Source organism: Mesorhizobium sp. M8A.F.Ca.ET.057.01.1.1 (assembly GCF_003952565.1).
Lineage (GTDB): Bacteria > Pseudomonadota > Alphaproteobacteria > Rhizobiales > Rhizobiaceae > Mesorhizobium.
The window spans coordinates 2,502,161-2,519,777 of the sequence record NZ_CP034454.1; the positions used below are offsets into that span (position 1 = coordinate 2,502,161).

The 17,617-nt window shown below is 63.8% G+C and carries 17 protein-coding genes and 1 pseudogene; 13 read left to right on the plus strand and 5 right to left on the minus strand.

What is annotated here, in order from left to right; all coding sequences use genetic code 11:
- Window positions 1-15 precede the first annotated feature (15 nt).
- The 6 genes and pseudogenes from EJ077_RS11595 to EJ077_RS11620 all read left to right on the plus strand — a co-directional run bounded on the left by EJ077_RS11595 (window position 16) and on the right by EJ077_RS11620 (window position 5,657).
- On the plus strand, window positions 16-1,035 hold the full coding sequence (locus tag EJ077_RS11595) for a DUF4424 domain-containing protein (RefSeq protein ID WP_208702078.1): 1,020 nt from the start codon (window positions 16-18) through the stop codon (window positions 1,033-1,035).
- Window positions 1,035-1,553 carry a dihydrofolate reductase gene (locus tag EJ077_RS11600; protein ID WP_208702080.1) on the plus strand — a complete coding sequence of 173 codons (519 nt, stop codon included), beginning with the start codon at window positions 1,035-1,037 and terminating at the stop codon, window positions 1,551-1,553. Before EJ077_RS11595 ends, EJ077_RS11600 begins: the two co-directional genes overlap by 1 nt.
- 166 nt (window positions 1,554-1,719) lie before the next feature.
- A pseudogene (hflK, locus tag EJ077_RS11605) lies at window positions 1,720-2,834 on the plus strand (FtsH protease activity modulator HflK).
- A complete protein-coding gene (gene hflC, locus EJ077_RS11610; protein WP_135881874.1) occupies window positions 2,834-3,799 on the plus strand; it encodes a protease modulator HflC in 966 nt (321 codons plus the stop codon). Before hflK ends, hflC begins: the two are co-directional and overlap by 1 nt.
- Before the next feature lie 6 nt (window positions 3,800-3,805).
- Window positions 3,806-3,994, plus strand: a complete 189-nt coding sequence (locus EJ077_RS11615) for a DUF2065 domain-containing protein (protein WP_208702082.1) — start codon at window positions 3,806-3,808, stop codon at window positions 3,992-3,994.
- 145 nt (window positions 3,995-4,139) lie between these two features.
- Complete coding sequence (locus tag EJ077_RS11620) at window positions 4,140-5,657, plus strand: DegQ family serine endoprotease (protein WP_208702084.1); 1,518 nt, start codon at window positions 4,140-4,142, stop codon at window positions 5,655-5,657.
- A 43-nt stretch (window positions 5,658-5,700) separates the two neighbouring features.
- Here EJ077_RS11620 and EJ077_RS11625 read toward each other — a convergent pair whose 3' ends face one another.
- Both EJ077_RS11625 and serB read right to left on the minus strand, forming a co-directional pair.
- A complete protein-coding gene (locus EJ077_RS11625; protein WP_208702086.1) occupies window positions 5,701-6,273 on the minus strand; it encodes a GNAT family N-acetyltransferase in 573 nt (190 codons plus the stop codon).
- Window positions 6,270-7,157 carry a phosphoserine phosphatase SerB gene (gene serB / locus EJ077_RS11630; protein ID WP_208702088.1) on the minus strand — a complete coding sequence of 296 codons (888 nt, stop codon included), beginning with the start codon at window positions 7,155-7,157 and terminating at the stop codon, window positions 6,270-6,272. Before serB ends, EJ077_RS11625 begins: the two co-directional genes overlap by 4 nt.
- Here serB and miaA point away from each other — a divergent pair.
- Window positions 7,147-8,112: a tRNA (adenosine(37)-N6)-dimethylallyltransferase MiaA gene (miaA, locus tag EJ077_RS11635; protein ID WP_208702090.1), complete on the plus strand. Its 966-nt coding sequence runs from the start codon at window positions 7,147-7,149 to the stop codon at window positions 8,110-8,112. The genes serB and miaA overlap by 11 nt on opposite strands.
- Window positions 8,113-8,216: 104 nt before the next feature.
- On the plus strand, window positions 8,217-9,011 hold the full coding sequence (locus tag EJ077_RS11640; RefSeq protein WP_135915643.1) for a GGDEF domain-containing protein: 795 nt from the start codon (window positions 8,217-8,219) through the stop codon (window positions 9,009-9,011).
- A gap of 220 nt (window positions 9,012-9,231) precedes the next feature.
- On the opposite strand, the gene EJ077_RS11645 is transcribed toward EJ077_RS11640, so the two are convergent.
- The gene (locus tag EJ077_RS11645; RefSeq protein WP_208702092.1) at window positions 9,232-11,061 is read right to left on the minus strand and encodes an ATP-binding protein; all 1,830 of its coding nucleotides are present in this window, start codon (window positions 11,059-11,061) and stop codon (window positions 9,232-9,234) included.
- A gap of 154 nt (window positions 11,062-11,215) precedes the next feature.
- On the opposite strand from EJ077_RS11645, the gene EJ077_RS11650 reads away from it, so the two are divergent.
- Genes EJ077_RS11650 through EJ077_RS11660 form a run of 3 tightly spaced genes read left to right on the plus strand, consistent with a single transcriptional unit; the run spans window position 11,216 to window position 12,667 of the window.
- Window positions 11,216-11,779, plus strand: coding sequence for a helix-turn-helix domain-containing protein (locus EJ077_RS11650; protein WP_208702094.1), 564 nt, complete (start codon window positions 11,216-11,218; stop codon window positions 11,777-11,779).
- A gap of 4 nt (window positions 11,780-11,783) precedes the next feature.
- Complete coding sequence (locus EJ077_RS11655) at window positions 11,784-12,092, plus strand: hypothetical protein (RefSeq protein WP_208702096.1); 309 nt, start codon at window positions 11,784-11,786, stop codon at window positions 12,090-12,092.
- 44 nt (window positions 12,093-12,136) lie between these two features.
- Window positions 12,137-12,667, plus strand: coding sequence for a GNAT family N-acetyltransferase (locus tag EJ077_RS11660; RefSeq protein WP_208702098.1), 531 nt, complete (start codon window positions 12,137-12,139; stop codon window positions 12,665-12,667).
- An 8-nt stretch (window positions 12,668-12,675) separates the two neighbouring features.
- Here the strand turns inward: EJ077_RS11660 and EJ077_RS11665 are convergent, their stop codons facing one another.
- Window positions 12,676-13,563, minus strand: coding sequence for a LysR family transcriptional regulator (locus EJ077_RS11665; RefSeq protein WP_208702100.1), 888 nt, complete (start codon window positions 13,561-13,563; stop codon window positions 12,676-12,678).
- A gap of 120 nt (window positions 13,564-13,683) precedes the next feature.
- On the opposite strand from EJ077_RS11665, the gene EJ077_RS11670 reads away from it, so the two are divergent.
- Complete coding sequence (locus EJ077_RS11670; protein WP_208702102.1) at window positions 13,684-14,835, plus strand: gamma-butyrobetaine dioxygenase; 1,152 nt, start codon at window positions 13,684-13,686, stop codon at window positions 14,833-14,835.
- On the plus strand, window positions 14,832-15,416 hold the full coding sequence (locus EJ077_RS11675; RefSeq protein ID WP_135915645.1) for an HD domain-containing protein: 585 nt from the start codon (window positions 14,832-14,834) through the stop codon (window positions 15,414-15,416). The genes EJ077_RS11670 and EJ077_RS11675 overlap by 4 nt, the downstream gene beginning before the upstream one ends.
- A gap of 216 nt (window positions 15,417-15,632) precedes the next feature.
- Here the strand turns inward: EJ077_RS11675 and EJ077_RS11680 are convergent, their stop codons facing one another.
- A complete protein-coding gene (locus tag EJ077_RS11680) occupies window positions 15,633-17,441 on the minus strand; it encodes an NAD(P)/FAD-dependent oxidoreductase (RefSeq protein ID WP_208702104.1) in 1,809 nt (602 codons plus the stop codon).
- Window positions 17,442-17,617 lie beyond the last annotated feature (176 nt).

The window sequence follows — 17,617 nt, forward strand, 5'->3', positions numbered from 1 at the left end:
CGCCGAGGGGCTTTCATGCTGCGATATGTTTTGACCACCGCGCTGGCCCTGTCGGCGGCGCCTGCATTGGCCAACGACTCGGTTGCCGAACTTGGCACCGGTGGCCTGATCCTGTCGCGCAGCGATGCCGTGGCGATGCAAAGCGAGGACCTCTTCATCTCGCCGCAAAAGGTGACGGTGGATTACGTGTTCCACAACAACACGGACAAGGATGTCGAGGCGATCGTCGCCTTCCCGATGCCCGACATTTCGGGCGATCCCGAAGAGATGCCGGCGATCCCGGAAAACCAGAGCGACAATTTCCTCGGCTTCGAGGTGACGATCGACGGGGCGCCGGCAAAGCCGCAACTCGAGCAGAAGGTGTTCGAGCTCGGCATCGACATCAGCGCCGACCTCAAGGCACAGAATGTGCCGTTCAACCCGTTCGCCGATGCCACCAAGGCGGCATTGGCCAAGCTGCCAAAGGCGGTGGCCGACGATTGGGTCAACCGCGGTATCATCATCGAGGATCCGGAAGGCGACAGCGACCAAAACGCCACTCCGTCCTACGCGCCATGGTGGCAGCTGCGCTCGACCTATTGGTGGCGTTCGACCTTCCCGGCCCACAAGGACGTTCACGTCTCGCACCGCTACAAGCCGAGCGTCGGCGGCACGTCGTCGGTCAGCTTTTTCAATGAGGGCCAGTTCCAGGGCTCATACGCCGCCTACAAGGCTCGCTACTGCATGGACGATACATTCGAGAATGCGGTGCGCAGGGCGGCGAAGGACAATCCGGACGGCTATCCCAAATTCTACGAAAACCGCATCGCCTATATCCTGACTACCGGTGGCAATTGGGCGGCGGGCACCATCGGCAAGTTCAAGCTGACCATCGACAAGGGCAATCCGAAAGCCCTGGTCTCGTTCTGCGGCGACAATGTCAAAAAGGTCGGGCCGACGAGCTTCGAAATGACAGCGAAGGATTTCTATCCCGAGCACGATATCGATATCCTCCTGCTCGAACCGTCGGACAGCAATGGCGGGGACGCAAACTGATGCATGTCGCGATCTACGTCGCCATTGCCGAGAATGGTGTGATCGGTCGGGATGGCGGGTTGCCCTGGCGGCTCTCCACCGACCTCATGCGCTTCAAGGCAGACACGATGGGCAAGCCCATCGTCATGGGCCGCAAGACCTATGAAGGCATCGGCCGCCCGTTGCCGGGCAGGCTGAACATCGTCGTCACCCGTGACAAGGCCTGGCGCGCCGAGGGCGTCGAGGTCGCGCATACGCTGGAAGCCGCGATCCAGCTGGCGACCGTGCGCGGCCGCTGCATGAGCGGCGTCGACGAGGTCTGTGTCATCGGCGGCGGCGAGATCTATGCCCAGGCGCTGCCGCTGGCCGACCGTCTGCACGTCACCCATGTTCTGGCCGCCGTCGACGGCGACGCGCATTTCCCGCCGATCGATCCCGGTACATGGCACGTGGTCAGTTCGCAGGAGGTTCCATCAGGAGAAAAGGACAGCCATGCGACGCGCTATACGGTTTACGAGCGCCACCGCGGGATAGTTTGAAGACAAAAGCGCAATTGTAGGACGACAAAGGGTCGCTACCGGCCCAAATCCGATGAAGTCGGCGGGCGTCGCGTTGAAAGCGCGCCGTGGCGTGCCTATAGAAGAACGACACTGGATTTGCGCCGTAACCGCGGCGCTTGAGGGAATTCCAAGCGAAAGGACATTCATGCCCTGGAACGACAAAGGTGGCGGAGGCGGCGGCCCGTGGGGTGGCGGCGGTAACAACCAGGGACCCTGGGGGCAGGGACCGAAGGGGCCGAGCGGCCCGCAGGGGTCGCCCCCGACTTAGAAGACATCATTCGCCGTGGCCAGGATCGGCTGAGGCGCGCGCTGCCCGGCGGCGGTGGCGCCAGTCCAGCCGTGTTCGGGCTGATCGCCGCGGTGCTGGTCGTTCTGTGGGCCTTCCAGGCGGTCTATACCGTGCAGCCCGACGAGGTCGCGGTCGAACTGCGCTTCGGCAAGCCGAAGGCCGAGCTATCCCAGCCAGGCCTGCACTTCCACTGGTGGCCGCTCGAGACGGTCGAGACGGCCAAGATTTCAGAGCAACTCGTCGACATTGGCGGCGGCAACACCAGCGGCAACGGCCTGATGCTGTCGGGCGACCAGAATATCGTCAATGTGCAGTTTTCGGTGGCCTACCAGGTCTCCGACCCCCGCGCTTACCTGTTCGACGTTTCCGATCCGGACGGCATGCTGCGGCAGGTTGCCGAGAGCGCCATGCGCGAAGCGGTTGGCCGCCGGCCGGCGCAGGACATTTTCCGCGACGACCGCCAGGGCATAGCGGCCTCGGTGCGCGAGATCATCCAGAATACGCTCGACGGCTACAAGGCCGGCCTGCAGGTCAACGCCGTCTCCATCGAGGATGCAGCGCCGCCACGCGAAGTGGCCGATGCGTTCGACGAGGTGCAGCGCGCCGAGCAGGACGAAGACAAGTTCGTCGAGCAGGCCAATCAGTATTCCAACCAGAAGCTCGGCCAGGCACGCGGCGAGGCAGCCCAGGTCCGCGAAGACGCGGCCGCCTACAAGAACCGTGTGGTGCAGGAAGCCGAAGGTGAAGCCCAGCGCTTCATCTCCGTCTACGACGAATATGTCAAAGCACCCGATGTAACGCGCAAACGCCTTTATCTGGAAACCATGGAGAGGGTTCTGAAGGACTCGAGCAAGGTCATCGTCGAGCAGGGCAACGGACAAGGTGTCGTGCCCTATCTGCCGCTGCCCGCATTGCAGCCGAAACCGCCGGCACCGGCCGCGCCGGCTGCGAACACGGGAGGTACCCAGTGATGGCCAACCGTCTTCCCATCTTCGCCGTCGTGGCGGCGGTTATCCTGTTCCTGATCTATTCCTCGGTCTTCGTGGTCAATGCGCGCCAGCAGGCGCTGGTGCTCCGCTTCGGCGAGATCGTCGACGTCAAGAGCGAGCCAGGCATCTACTTCAAGGCGCCATTCTCGTTCTTCGACGCCGATACGGTGCAACTGATCGAGAACAGGGTGCTGCGCTTCGACCTCGACAACATCCGCGTCCAGGTGTCGGGCGGCAAGTTCTATGAGGTCGATGCCTTCATCGCCTACCGCATCTCGGATCCGCGCGTCTTCCGTGCGGCGGTGTCCGGTCAGATCGAACTGGCCGAGGCCCGGCTCAGGACGCGTCTCGACGCTGCCTTGCGCCGCGTCTACGGTCTGCGCGATTTCGAGGCCGCGCTCTCCGAAGAGCGTGCCGTGATGATGCGCGAAGTTCGCGATCAGCTCAGGCCCGACGCCACGTCGCTCGGCTTGCAGATCGAGGACGTTCGCATCCGCCGCACCGATCTGACGGCCGAAGTCTCACAGCAGACCTACGACCGCATGAAGGCGGAACGCCTGGCGGAGGCTGCGCGGCTGAGAGCACGCGGCAACGAAGCCGCACAGCGCATCACGGCACGCGCCGATCGTGAAGTGGTCGAGATCGTTGCCGAAGCACGCAAGGAGTCCGAGATCCTGCGCGGCGAGGGCGAGGCCCAGCGCAGCGCCACCTTCGCGGGAGCCTATCAGCGCGATCCGGCGTTCTTCGATTTCTACCGGTCGATGAATGCCTATGGCACCGCGCTCGACAACACCGGGACGACGATGGTGCTGTCGCCCGGCTCGGAGTTCTTCCGCTTCTTCCGCGATCCCGACGGCAAGGAAGGGCCGGCGAAACCGGCCGCGCCAGCACCCGCGCCGGCTGCGGCACCTGCCGCGCCGACGACACAACCCAGCACCGGCCAGTAACGGGCGGTGCAGGATTTCTTCGCGGCGATAGGCCTGGTCCTCGTCATAGAGGGCTTGGTCTATGGCGGCTTCCCCGGCTTTGCCAGGAAGCTCGCGGGTGAAGTGCTGTCGATGCCGGAGAATGCACTGCGGATTGGCGGCCTGGCGGCGATCGCCATCGGTGTCGGCATCGTCTGGCTGGTGCGGAGCGGGTAAAGGCATCCGGTTTGCGGAATAACGCTCGATTTACGCTCTGCCGATAGCCATAGCCGCAAACGTGCCGTATTTCTTGCCATCATGGCGCGACACGGCGTTTTCGTCGAAGCGCTTTTCTCTTTCAGAAATGCCGGGAGGTTTCTCGATGACATCCAACACCCTTTTGCGCGCCGCTCGACGGACGTTGGTCGCCGGCGCGGCAGCGCTTGTCCTGGGTACCGCCGCCGTTCCGTCGTTCGTGACGCCGACATTCGCCGCCGACGGGCCTGCCTCGGTCGCCGATCTGGCGGAACGCGTGCTCGGCGCGGTGGTCAACATCTCGACCTCGCAGACGGTGAAGGGCACCGAAGGGCCGGGCGCCGTGCCGATGCCGCAACTGCCGGAAGGCTCGCCGTTCCAGGACTTCTTCGACGACTTCTTCAAGAACCGCGGTGGCGAAAAGGATGGCGGCTCGCAGAAGGTGCAGTCGCTCGGCTCGGGCTTCGTCATCGACGCCGAGCAGGGCATCGTCGTCACCAACAATCACGTGATCGCCGATGCCGACGACATCGAGGTCAATTTTTCCGATGGCGTGACCTTGAAGGCGACGCTGGTCGGCACCGATACCAAGACCGACGTCGCGGTGCTGAAGGTCGATCCGAAAGGCCACAAGCTGACGGCGGTGAAATTCGGCGATTCCACCAAGATGCGCGTCGGCGACTGGGTGATGGCGGTCGGCAATCCGTTCGGCCTCGGCGGTACGGTCACGGTCGGCATCGTCTCGGCGCGCAACCGCGACATCAATTCAGGCCCATATGACGACTTCATCCAGACCGATGCGGCGATCAACCGCGGCAATTCGGGCGGACCGCTGTTCAACAGCGTCGGCGAGGTCATCGGCATGAACACCGCGATCATTTCGCCGTCCGGCGGCTCGATAGGCATCGGCTTCTCCATTCCCTCGCAGCTCGCCTCGGGGGTCGTCGACCAGTTGCGCCAGTATGGCGAGACGCGGCGCGGCTGGCTCGGCGTTCGCATCCAGCCAGTGACGGACGACATCGCGGAAAGCCTGGGGATGGCGACCGCCAAGGGCGCGCTGGTGGCCGGCGTCATCAAGGGCGGGCCTGTCGACAACGGCACCATCCAGGCCGGCGACGTCATCGTCAAGTTCGACGGCAAGGACATCCATGAAATGCGCGACCTGCCGCGCGTCGTCGCCGAAAGCCCGGTGGGCAAAGCCGTCGACGTGCTGATCGTGCGCAAGGGCGTCGAGCAGACGGTGAAGGTAACGCTCGGCCGGCTCGAGGACGGCGAGAAGCTCGCCAGCGGCGAGAACGGCAAAACCGACCAGGACAAGGGCGGCGACAAAGCTCCGGCCGTCTCGACCGCATCGGTGCTCGGCATGACGGTCGGCGAACTCAATGACGAGACGCGCAAGAAGTTCAGCATCGCCGGCGATGTCTCGGGTGTCGTCGTCACCGATGTGGCCAAGGATTCGGCCGCCGCCGAGCGCGGCATCCAGCCGGGCGAGGTGATCACCGAGATCGCGCAGGAATCAGTCGCCACGCCGAAGGATGTCATGGACCGGATCGGCGCGCTGAAGGAGCAGGGGCGCAAGAACGCGTTGCTGATGCTGGCGTCGAAAACCGGTGAGCTGAGGTTCGTGACGATCCGGATGGATTGAAGTCGGCGGGACTGCAAAAATCTGATTTTGATGGAAAGGGCGGTTAGAGAGCCGCCCTTTTTCTTGCCTGCCAGTCATGGCGAGGCAGCCGGTAGAACACATGCCGCTTGAGGGCGGGATGGCTGTCGGGAATGCCAGGATGATCGAAGTCGGCAGACGGATCTGATGTCATGCCGAGACGCTCCATGACGGCAGTCGAGCGGCGGTTGTGGGCGACGGCGAAGGAAACGATTTCGTGGAGGGCTAATGTATCGAAACCGTAGGTCAACCATGCCTCGGCGGCCTCGGTAACATAGCCCTTGCCCCAGAATTCGGGCGCCAGCCGCCAACCGATCTCGATCATGCTGGCTGGCAGGAAGTCGAGATGATCGGTTCCGGTTATGCCGACAAAGCCGATGCATTCGCCCGTGGCAACGATTTCCGCGGCCGCGAAGCCAATGCCGTCGCGATCGATGGCGGCGCGGAATTCATCCATCTTGGCATCCGCCGTCGCTCGGTCGCGGCGGAACGGAAAGAATTCCATGACGCGCTCGTCGGAATTGATGCGATGGAACAATTCGCGGTCGCGATCCTCCCAATTGCGCAGGATCAAACGCTCGGTGTGCATCGGTTTCATTGCACAAACTCTTCCTGCTTGTAGCCCTGCAGATAGAGCAATGCGGTAAGGTCGCCATGGTCGATGCGAACCTTAGCTTGTGCCGCCACTGTCGGTTTGGCGTGCAGCGCGACACCGGTTCCGGCCAGGCGGATCATGTCGAGGTCATTCGCGCCGTCGCCGACCGCAATGGCATCGGCCGGCGTCAGGCCAAGGCGCGCGCAGATTTCGAGCAGCGCCTCGGCCTTGGCCGCGCGGCCAAGGATCGGCTCGCCGACCAGTCCGGTGAAGCGTCCGCCCTGGTCGAGCAGGCGGTTGGCGCGGTTCTCCTGAAAGCCGAGCATCGCAGCGATGCGCGTGGTGAAGACCTCGAATCCGCCCGAGACGAGTGCCGTCCAGGCGCCGTTGGCGCGCATGGTCTGGACCAGCGCGCGGCCGCCCGAAGCCAGCGTCAGCCGATTGGTGACGATATGGTCGACCACTGCGGCATCGAGCCCCTTGAGCAGCGCCACGCGCTCGCGCAGCGCCGGCTCGAAGGCGATCTCGCCATTCATCGACCGCGCGGTGATGGCCGCGACGCGATCCTTGACGCCGATCTCGTCGGCCAACTCGTCGATGCATTCCTGGTCGATCATGGTCGAATCCATGTCGGCGAGAAGGATTTTCTTGCGGCGTGTTTCAGCCTGCTGGACGATCACGTCGACTGGTTCGGCGCCCAGTGCGGCACGAAGCTCTGCAGTCGTTTCATCGGCCTGCGCCGCTGGCGGCAGGGCAAGATCACAGGCAATGCCTTCCGCCAGCCAGACGACGGCGCTTGCGCCCACCGACCGTGAGGCCATATTCGCAAGCGACGGCGACAGAGCGCGGTCAGCGGGACGGGAAACAAGCGTGGCAATGAGCGGCATAGAGAATTCCGGCGCGGATGCGGGCGAAGGCCGCGTGAAGAACGCGATCCTGATAGCCGGGCCGACCGCCAGCGGCAAGTCGGCGCTGGCGCTCGAACTGGCCGAACGTACAGGCGGCGTCATCGTCAACACCGATTCGATGCAGGGCTATTCGGTTCTCGACATTCTGACCGCCCGGCCGGAGACGGCCGAACTCGCACGAGCGCCGCATTTTCTGTATGGGCATGTCCATCCCGGCTCCGCCTACTCGACCGGCGCCTGGCTGCGCGACGTGATGAAACTCATCGATGACGGAGCGCTCTCGCGGCGGCCAATCTTCGTCGGTGGCACCGGCCTTTATTTTCGTGCGCTGGCCGAGGGCATTTCGGAAATGCCTGACATTCCGCAGCGGATCCGCGATCGCTGGCGCTATGAGTTGAAGGAGCACGGCGCGGTCAAATTGCATGGCATCCTGCTGCGCGAGGATTCGAAAGTCGCCATGCAGCTGAAACCGACCGACAGCCAGCGCATCGTGCGGGCGCTCGAAGTGCTCGACGCCTCCGGCCGGTCGATCCTGGACTGGCAGGCCGAGCGCGGCCGGCCGCTGATCGACAGGCAAAGCGCGCATTTCCTGGTCATCGAGCCGGATCGGGCGGCGCTGGTCGACCGCATCGAAAGGCGTTTCGACCGGATGCTGGAAAAGGGCGCGCTGGAGGAAGTCAAGCAGCTTGCGGTCCTACGACTAGATCCGGACCTGCCGGCGATGAAGGCGATCGGGGTTCGCGAGCTGCAGGCTGCAATGGCAGGGCAATCGAGCTTTCCCGAGGCGATCGAGCGCGCCAAGATCGCTACCAGGCAATATGCCAAGCGGCAGGCGACCTGGTTTCGACATCAACTGGGGCCGGAATGGCAGAGATTGCGCCCCGACGACGATCTCGAAACCACGATCCAAACACTTGTTGCTAATGCAACTTAAAAAGTTGACCTTGAGGGCAAGGTTCACGCCGAAGTTGCCGGAATTAACGCTCCGTAAGGCGGTCCCTGCCATAAGGTCATGGGGTACTTTTCATCGGGGAGCAGATGCGTTTCCATAAGGCGGAATCCGCTTTTTTCGTCTTTATCTTCGTGATCCTGGCCGCTGGCCTGGTGACGCTGCACGCCTATGGGCTCTTGCAATCCTTCGCCACGGAACTCCATACGCAGTCGGGCCTGGACAAGGTCATCTACCTCAACAAGCTGTTGTTCGCGACGGGCGTGCTGCTTGCGACCGCGCTGTTTTTCGGCATCTTCTTCATCTATCCGCTGATCCGCAAACAGGCGACGGAAGAAGGCAAGCTGCGCGCCATGACGGTTTCGCTCAGCGCCCGCTCCGAAACGCTCGAGCACGCCGCCCTGACAGACGGCCTGACCGGCATGCAGAACCGACGCTATTTCGACGACGCGTTGAAGGAATATCTCGAGGAGTTCCGGCGCATCGAGAAGCCGGTCGGGCTGATGATCCTCGATCTCGACCATTTCAAGCAGGTCAACGACAGCCATGGCCACGATGTCGGCGACGAGGTGCTCAAGGCTGTCGCCAGATGCCTCAAGGACATGACCCGCTATCACGACGTGGTGGCGCGCCTGGGCGGTGAGGAATTCGCCGTGGTCACGCCCAACATGGAGGCGGACCTTCTGGCCAAATTCGCCGAGCGCATCCGCAAGGCAATCGCCAACATGTCGATCCTCTCCGGCAACAATGTCCGGCTCAAGATCACGACCAGCGTCGGCCTCGCCGTCTGGGACCGCAAGGAAACCGCCGAAGAGTTCTATCGCCGCGCCGACCGCCAGCTCTATGAAGCGAAGAGGCAAGGCCGCAACCGCGTCTGCGCCTAAAATCCCGCCACTAAATTCGTGATGCTGGCCGATTGATGCCGACTTCTGCGCTTCCGGTGCTCACGGACCAAAAGTCCGCTCCGCTCCGGTTCTCGAAGTCGACATCAATCGACTCAGCCTGACGAATTTCCTGACGGGATTTACCCAAGCATTCGAACGAGCGCAGCCAACTGAAGATTGGTGCGGATTCTAAGAACTGAATGGACGTAGCGCCCAGGTCTCAATCGTTCTGTGGGCGCAGGCCGAAGGTCGCGGGTTTGAGACCGTAGCGCGTGTCGAAATCTTCGTCCGACTGCACGCGCGCCGTCGCCGGCGGTTTGCGGTAGTCGGGGTCGCCGGCCTGGCGGCCGGCATCGACCACCTCGGCGAATGGTATCGCCTGGCTCTGTGGTTTCGGCACGTTACGCAGCCGCTCCACGATCGCCACCAGGTCGACCTCGCCGGCTTTCGTCACTTCTTCCTCGTGCTTGGCCGTGCCAGGCAGCAGGTGAGCGGGCAGTCTTTGGAATTTCAACCGCATGGTCGTCGCCACCCCTTCGCCGAAAGCGATCGCTTCGCGCTGGCCCATGGAGGACAGGAACGCCAGCGTGGAGGCGGACGAGTCGGCGATTGCCGAGCGGATGATCGCCTGGTCCTGCTCGTTGGCGAGCCGCATGGCGAAGAAGGTCGAGCATTGCGACAGGATGGTCGGGTCCAGCTCGCCCGGGCGCTGGGTGACGACGCCGAGGTAGCAGCCATATTTGCGGCCCTCCTTGGCGATGCGCGACAGCGCGTGCCGGGTCGGCGCGAAGCCGAGGCGCGCATCGGCCGGCATGTAGCGGTGCGCTTCCTCGCATAGGAACAGGAGCTGCAGCTTGCCTTCGCTCCACAGAGCGAGGTCGAAGGCTAGGCGCGCCAGCACGGAACAGACCGAATTGACCACTTCCGAGGGCATGCCGGCCATCTCGAAGCAGGTCACCGGGCGGCCATGGTGCGGCACGCGGAAGATGTTGCCGATCGTCTCGTGGATGGTGTCCTCGATCAGGCGCGAATTGAACATGAAGCGGTAGCGCGGATCGGCAGCCGCGGATTCGATGCGCGTCTTCAGCGATTTGAGCGTCGGGCGATCGTTCTTGCTTTCGAGCATGCCCATGCGCTCGTCGATCTGCTTGAGCAGGTCGGCGATGCGGTAAGGCACCGGCGTATCGGCGGTCAGCGCATCGTTGCCGCGCCTGAGGTAGGCGCCTGAATTGGGATTGCGGTAGAGGTTCTTGGCCAGCGGAACGAGGTCGCGAAGGGCGTCGATCTCTTCCGGCACCGTTTCGCGTCCGCGAAACAGCACTTCGGCGAATTCCTCCAGCGTGAACATCCAGAACGGCAGGTCGAGCGTCTTGGAATCGACCCTGACGCAATATTCGGGTAGCGAGGCGGCAAACTCGTTGTGCGGATCGAGGATCAGGATGCGCAGGTCGGGCCGCGCCGCGATCGACTTGCGTAGCAGCAGCGACACGGCGGTCGACTTGCCGACGCCGGTCGTGCCGACAATGGCGAAATGGCGCGCAAGCGTATCATCGATGGCGATGTTGGCGGCGATGGCCTCGTCCTGCGCCAGCGAGCCGATGGTAATGGAATGGCGGCCGGCCAGGTCATAGACGGCCTGCAAGTCCCGGGTCCGAATACGGTGCGCGACGGCGCCGATATGCGGATAGCAGGTGATGCCGCGGTCGAAGATCGGCTTGGCGCCGGGGTCGGCGCCGTCGCGCACTTCGCCGATCAGTTCGATGCTGACCTCAATGGCGTTCTGGCCTTCATTGCTCCAGGCCCGATCCGACTTGCCGATCGCATAGACCAGGCCAACGGTGCGCGTCGTGCCCAGATTGATCGAGATCATCTTGCCGACCGTCCAGAGGCCGGTGACCGCGCCGTCGACATCGTCGGCATAGGCGCTGATGGTGGCGCGCGCGCCGTCGCATTGCACGACGTTGCCGAGGATGCGCCGGTCGTTCTGCTCTGCGTTGCGGCGCTCCTGCGATGTCGGTTCTCCGACGGAAGCTTCGCGTTCGACATACATGGACAGGCCAATCCCCATTTCCCTGGAGACGGGACCCTACAGGAACGGGGTTAAGGTCGGATGAGGTCGGATGGTGTAGAGAGGCTTAAGGACCCGGTGAAAATTCTCGTGAGATGGCCCTTCACCTGTCTTGTTGTTTCGCTATAATGGACGAATGGATGATATAGCGAACGATATTTCCTCGACCATCGGCAAGAGGATCCACGCCGAGAGGATCATGCGGGACTGGTCGCTGGCCGAACTCGCCGAACGGTCCGGCGTTTCCAAGGCGATGCTGAGCACGATCGAGCGCGGCATGACCAGCCCGACGGCCGCCCTTCTGGTGCGCATCGCGGCGGCCTTCGGCATGACGCTGTCGACTCTCATCGCGCGCGCGGAACTGCAGGGCGGCGGGCTGCTGCGCGCGGCCGACCAGCCGGTGTGGCGCGACCCCGATACAGGCTATGTCAGGCGGCATTTGTCGCCGGCCTGCGACATGCCGCTCGAGCTGATCAAGGTCCATCTGCCGGCAGGCGCGAAGGTCAGCTTGCCCGCGGCCTCCTACGCCTTCATCAAGCAGCAGATCTGGCTGGTCGCGGGAAAACTCGAATTCACCGAAGGTGATCAGGTGCACAGGCTCGAACCCGGAGACTGCCTGGCGCTCGGGGCGCCGTCGGATTGCACCTTCCATGCGCTGGAGCCGGGCGCCGACTATCTCGTCGCGTTGGTTAGGGGCTGACGTCATGGCAAGGCGGCCAACGCGCTCCCACAATGGGGGGCCGCCTCTTGACGAGTACAAGGGGCCGCCATGGGGCAAGGGCGATCCTTACATCTTCCTGGCCTGGCAGGCGGCGCACGCCAAGGCGTGGAAGGCGCCGAGCCGCGACGTGATGCTGATGCGCATGGACAAGGCTGAGCGGCTGGGCCTGACCTATGAGGAATACACGCTCGAAATCCTGGAGCGCGGGCGGCATCTCAGGGAAGAAGACACCGAACGCATCAGCGCCATCAAGGCCGCGCGCAAGCGCCGGCGGGCGCGCCATCTCGACTGACGCCGGCGCCATCGACCCCGGCAATCGTTTCCAGAGGACCAGGCATGAATACCATCGAAATCGGGCCGTTGAGCGCCAGCCAGAAAACACTCGCAATGCTGACCGATCTGCTGGTCGAAACGGTTGCCGCCGGCGGATCGGTCAGTTTCATGCATCCGCTGGCGGCGGAAACGGCAAGGGCATTCTGGGAGACGTCGCTGGCCGCGGCGGCACGAGGGGAAAGAATGGTGCTCGGGGCCTGGGACGGCGGGGTTCTGGTCGGCACGGTCACCTTGCTGCTGGACTGCCCGCCCAACCAGCCGCATCGGGCCGAGATCGCCAAACTGATGACATCAGTCGAGTATCGGGGCAGGGGTGTGGGGACACGCCTGATGCGGGCCGCCGAACGCCTCGCGGCGGAGAAGGGACGCACGCTGCTGGTTCTGGACACGGCGACGGAGGAGGGTGCTTCAGGCCTCTACGAAAAGCTCGGCTTCACCCTCACCGGCGAAATTCCTGACTATGCGCTGAAACCGCATGGCGGGCTGACGGGCACGCTGATCTACTGGAAGCGTATCGGCATAGCTTCGCGGTAACGCGCCAGTCAGGTCCGGGCCTGGCCGGCAAGGCGCTTTAGCAGCCAGTGGCGGAAATCCTGCTCGCCACTGGTCAAGGGAACTGCCGATGCCCGGGTCAGGAAATGGCCCGATGTGCTGGTGAGTTCGAAATCGGAAAGCCTGACCAGCGTTCCGCCGGCAAGGGCCGCATCGATCAGCGGCCGCGAGCCGAGCAGCACGCCGGCACCGGCACTCGCCGCTTCCATCGCGGCGACGAAGCTGTCGAAACGATGCGAACGCAGGGAGTGGCCGGCCAAGCCGGCGGCGGTGAACCATTCCGCCCACATTTCACGCGCCCCGGCGACGAGAAGCAGCGGCAGGGACGGCCAGTCGGCGTCGTCAGCGAGCACCGGGGCGGCGACCGGCACCAGCCGCTCGACGGTCAGTCGCTCGGCTTCGCGGCCGGGAAAGGAGCCGTTGCCGAAACGGATGTCGAGTGCCGGGCCGGGCAGGTCATAGTCGCTCGGGCGATGGATCGTCACGATGTCGAGTTGGAGCCGTGGCAGCGCGCTCGCCAAGTCGGGCAGGACAGGAACGAGCATCAGCAGGGCAAAGGAGATCGGCACGCGCAAGGTGACGGTCTGGACGGCGCGTGGCTCGAACAGTTCGGCCGTGCTGTTGGCGATGGTGGCGAAGGCGGACTGGATGTGGGGCAGGTAGGCGGCACCCTCCGGCGACAGCGCCACCCCACGCGCCAGCCGCGAGAACAGCCTCGTCTTCAGCCGTTCCTCGAGCAGCCGGATGTGCTGGCTGACCGCCGCCTGTGTCAGGCCGAGTTCGGCCGCTGCCGCCGTGAAATTGGACAGCCGCGCCGCAGCCTCGAAACTGCGCAGCCAATCGAGTGGAGGCAAGGCGGGGATGGTTCGTCGAGCCATTAGTCAATCGAGGTCATTGGCCAAAAAATGATAATTTGAATTATGCCTGTTGGGTGACCAACATGCAATCGAGACCCTGCGGATCGGGCCGTGGGGGCGTAGCGGACGGGATGGACCTCAATGCTTACTCACGCGCTGGTTGGCGACGAAGGCAGAACAATCGAACTTGGCTGGACAGACGGCAAGCGCACCCGCTTTCACGCCATCTGGCTGCGCGACAATGCGCTCGACGACAAGACGCGCAGCGCCGGCAATGGCCAGCGGCTGATCACGATCCTCGACATTCCCGCCGGCGCGAGAATCGGCGCTGCTTCCATCAAGGCCGGGGCGCTGGAAATCAGCTTCGAACCGGAGGGAAAGACGGTCGGCTTTCCCGCCCAATGGCTGCGTGCAAACGCCTATGATCGCGACGAGACACGCCAGCCCGGTTGGACAGGCGATGTCATCCAGCGCTGGACCAGGGCGACGATGCAGAACTCGGTGCCGCGCGCCAGCTATCCGGCGGCCTTCCATGACCGCGGTGTCCTGCGCGAATGGCTTTCGGCGGTGAGGACTTATGGCTTTGCGGTGATGAACGGGCTGCCGGCCGAATCCGGGGCGCTGTGCAAGGTATCCGACCTGTTCGGCTATATCAGGGAGACCAATTACGGGCGCTGGTTCGAAGTGCGCGCCGAGGTCAATCCGAACAACCTCGCCTACACCAATCTCGGCCTGCAGGCGCATACCGACAATCCCTATCGCGATCCGGTACCGACACTGCAGATCCTGTCCTGCATCGAGAACACGGTGGAGGGCGGCGAATCGAGCGTCGTCGACGGTTTTGCCGTCGCCGCAGCCCTGCAGGCGGAACACCCCGAAGGTTTTCGGCTCTTGAGCTCCCATGCGGCGCGGTTCGAATATGCAGGGTCATCCGGCGTGCGGCTGCAGTCCAAACGGCCGATGATCGAGCTTGGACCCGACGGCGAACTGATCTGCATCCGCTTCAACAACCGCTCGCTGGCGCCGACCGTGGATGTGCCGTTCGCCGACATGGATCGCTACTATGGCGCCTACCGCCGCTTCGCCGAACTGATCGAGGATCCATCCTTCGAAGTGACCTTCAAGCTCGAACCCGGCCAGGCCTTCATCGTCGACAACACCCGCGTCATGCATGCCCGCAAGGCGTTTTCCGGCACCGGCAAGCGCTGGCTGCAGGGATGCTATGCGGACAAGGACGGCCTGTTGTCGACGCTCGCGGCGATCGAACACGGCTTCAAGGAGGCCGCGGAATGAGCGGCCAGGATCTGAACGCGGACACCATCGTCGAGTTCATCGCCGACATTTTCGAGCGCCGGGGCGCGGAATCCTATCTCGGCGAGCCGGTGACGATGTCCGAGCATATGTTGCAGGGTGCTTGGCTGGCTGAGCAGGATGGAGCGCCCGAGGTTCTGGTGGCGGCCGCGCTGCTGCATGACATCGGCCACTATACCAGCGAGTTCGGCACCTATTCGCCCGACGATGTCGAGGACAAGCACCATGACGAGGCCGGCGGCGAGGTGCTGGCGCCGTTCTTTCCGCCGGTCATCGTCGAATGCGTCCGGCTGCACGTCGCCGCCAAACGCTATCTCTGCGCCACGGACCCGACCTACTTCTCAAGGCTGTCGCCCGCTTCGGTTCATACGCTGTCGCTGCAGGGCGGGCCAATGAGTGCCGATGAAGTCGCCGAGTTCCGCGAGAACCCGTTCCATGAGGAAGCGGTGCGGGTTCGCATCTGGGACGAGGGCGGCAAGGTCGCCAATATGCGGACGCGGGCGTTTCGCGACTATGTGCCGTTGCTGCAGCGCGTCGTGCACGACTTCGCCAATCGGCCCTGACAGAAGGAGTCACCGCGAGGAGACAGCCCATGTGTTTCCGCTTCGACGGCGAAAACGCGGTCGCCGCATACCGGCTGGAGACCTGCCGCGAGCGTTTGGCCAGCGAAGGCGTTTTCACGCCATCGCCGGCCGCCCCAAGCGGCGAGCCCGGCGGGCGCCCCGTTTCGGTCGATGTCGCCGAGCCGGGCAGGCCCGCCTTGATGCGGAGGAAGCGGACTATCCCTTGTGATGGACCTCCTGCAGCCCGTAGACCGGGGTCGGCAAGCCAACCTGCCGGGCTTTCAGCTGCAGCGCCAGATATTGCGAATAGTGGCGCGACTGATGGAGGTTGCCGCCATGGAACCACAGCGCCTCTTGCTGGGTCGGCTTCCACATGTTGCGCTGCTCGCCTTCCCAGGGGCCGGGGTCCTTGGCGGTGTCGGAGCCAAGGCCCCAGACCTTGCCGACCTTGTCCGCCACCTCCTGCGAGATGAGGTCCGCCGCCCAGCCGTTCATCGAGCCGTAGCCGGTGGCGTAGATTACGAGATCGGCCGGTAATTCGGTGCCGTCGGCGAATTTGACGCCGGTTCGCGTCAGCTCTTCCACCGCGGCACCTGGTCCGCTCTTGAGCTTGATCGAACCGTCGATGACGAGGTCGCAGGCGCCGACATCGATGTAGTATCCCGAACCGCGGCGCAGGTATTTCATGAAGAGGCCCGAGCCGTCATCGCCCCAGTCGAGCAGGAAGCCGGCCTTTTCCAGGTCCGCGTAGAACTTGGCGTCGCGTTCCTTCATCTGCTGGTAAAGCGGGATCTGGAATTCGTGCAGGATGCGGTAGGGCAGGGAGGCGAAGATCAGGTCGGCCTTGCGTGTCGTCATGCCGTTCTCGACCGCCTGCTCCGAATAGAGCGAGCCCAGCCCGATATCCATCAGCGTGTCGGACTTGACGATGTGCGTGGAGGAACGCTGCACCATGGTGACGTCCGCGCCACCCTCCCACAGAGCCGCGCAGATGTCGTGAGCGGAATTGTTGGAGCCGATGACCACGACCTTCTTGCCGCGGTATTTGTCTGGGCCGGGATGGGTCGAGGAATGCTGCTGCTCGCCCTTGAAGATATCCTGGCCCTTGTATTTCGGCCAGTTCGCCTTGCCGGACATGCCGGTGGCAAGCACCAATTGCTTGGGCTTGAGCACGATCTCTTCGCCGTCGCGTTCGACGACGACGGTCCATTCCTTGGCCTTCTCGTCGTATTTGGCGGATTTCGCCGACGTAGAGGACCAGTAATTCAGCTCCATCACCTTGGTGTACATCTCGAGCCAGTCGCCGATCTTGTCCTTTGGCGCGAAGACCGGCCAGTTCTTGGGGAAGTCGATATAGGGCAGATGGTCGTACCAGACCGGATCGTGCAGGCAGAGCGACTTGTAGCGCTTGCGCCAGGAATCGCCGGGGCGCTCGTTCTTCTCGACGATGATGGCTGAAACGCCGAGCTGGCGCAGGCGCGCGCCGAGCGCAATGCCGCCCTGGCCGCCGCCGATGATCACGACATAAGGCTGCCTGCTGCGGCCGAGTTCGGCGAGTTCATCGTCCCGCTCCTCGCGCCACGATTTCCTGTCCTTGCCGTGGCCGTGCTTGGCGCCGAGCGGCCGGGTGAAACCCGCCTTCTCCTCATGGCCCTTGAGTTCGGCCATTGTGGTGAGCAAGGTCCAGATCAGCTCGCCCTTGAACCGCACCAGGCCGTAGCCGCGCGCCACCTCGGTCTCGAAGGTGATCCAGGCGGTGGTGACGCCGTCCGCCTCGGTCGCCTCCTCGCCTTCGGCCACTTTCCAGTCGCTCGGCCGGGTCTCCGCCAGGGTTGCCGTCAGCATGTCGCGCACCTGGCCTTGGCCCTCCATCGTCCTCAGGTTCCAGGTGAAGGTGACGAGGTCGCGCCAGTAGCAATCCGCCTGGAAACAGTTGACCGCCGCGTCGATGTCGCCGGTCTCCAGCGCCTTGCCAAACTTGTCGAGCAGCGCCTGCGCCTTCGTCGTGGGTGTTCTCTCGAGCATGGTTTCTCCTCCAGTTGTCGGGTTCCAAGAACGCCTTGTCCAGGCTTCCACTGGAACAGCAAGCGACCGGCCAGGACTCCCTACCTCGCCGGCAACGCGTCTCCTCCCAGGGACATCGTCAGCCCGGCATAGTGGTGTGTCGATGGGATAGGCTCAACTGTACTATGGTAGCGCGC

Coding starts and splice junctions, on each gene's coding strand:
- hflC (WP_135881874.1), top strand. CDS start 2,834: ATGGCCAACCGTCTTCCCATCTTCGCCGTCGTGGCGGCGGTTATCCTG.
- EJ077_RS11645 (WP_208702092.1), bottom strand. CDS start 11,061: ATGTATGTCGAACGCGAAGCTTCCGTCGGAGAACCGACATCGCAGGAG.
- EJ077_RS11600 (WP_208702080.1), top strand. CDS start 1,035: ATGCATGTCGCGATCTACGTCGCCATTGCCGAGAATGGTGTGATCGGT.
- EJ077_RS11655 (WP_208702096.1), top strand. CDS start 11,784: ATGGCAAGGCGGCCAACGCGCTCCCACAATGGGGGGCCGCCTCTTGAC.
- miaA (WP_208702090.1), top strand. CDS start 7,147: ATGAGCGGCATAGAGAATTCCGGCGCGGATGCGGGCGAAGGCCGCGTG.
- EJ077_RS11680 (WP_208702104.1), bottom strand. CDS start 17,441: ATGCTCGAGAGAACACCCACGACGAAGGCGCAGGCGCTGCTCGACAAG.
- EJ077_RS11670 (WP_208702102.1), top strand. CDS start 13,684: ATGCTTACTCACGCGCTGGTTGGCGACGAAGGCAGAACAATCGAACTT.
- EJ077_RS11665 (WP_208702100.1), bottom strand. CDS start 13,563: ATGGCTCGACGAACCATCCCCGCCTTGCCTCCACTCGATTGGCTGCGC.
- EJ077_RS11595 (WP_208702078.1), top strand. CDS start 16: ATGCTGCGATATGTTTTGACCACCGCGCTGGCCCTGTCGGCGGCGCCT.
- EJ077_RS11625 (WP_208702086.1), bottom strand. CDS start 6,273: ATGAAACCGATGCACACCGAGCGTTTGATCCTGCGCAATTGGGAGGAT.
- EJ077_RS11620 (WP_208702084.1), top strand. CDS start 4,140: ATGACATCCAACACCCTTTTGCGCGCCGCTCGACGGACGTTGGTCGCC.
- EJ077_RS11660 (WP_208702098.1), top strand. CDS start 12,137: ATGAATACCATCGAAATCGGGCCGTTGAGCGCCAGCCAGAAAACACTC.
- EJ077_RS11640 (WP_135915643.1), top strand. CDS start 8,217: ATGCGTTTCCATAAGGCGGAATCCGCTTTTTTCGTCTTTATCTTCGTG.
- EJ077_RS11650 (WP_208702094.1), top strand. CDS start 11,216: ATGGATGATATAGCGAACGATATTTCCTCGACCATCGGCAAGAGGATC.
- EJ077_RS11675 (WP_135915645.1), top strand. CDS start 14,832: ATGAGCGGCCAGGATCTGAACGCGGACACCATCGTCGAGTTCATCGCC.
- serB (WP_208702088.1), bottom strand. CDS start 7,157: ATGCCGCTCATTGCCACGCTTGTTTCCCGTCCCGCTGACCGCGCTCTG.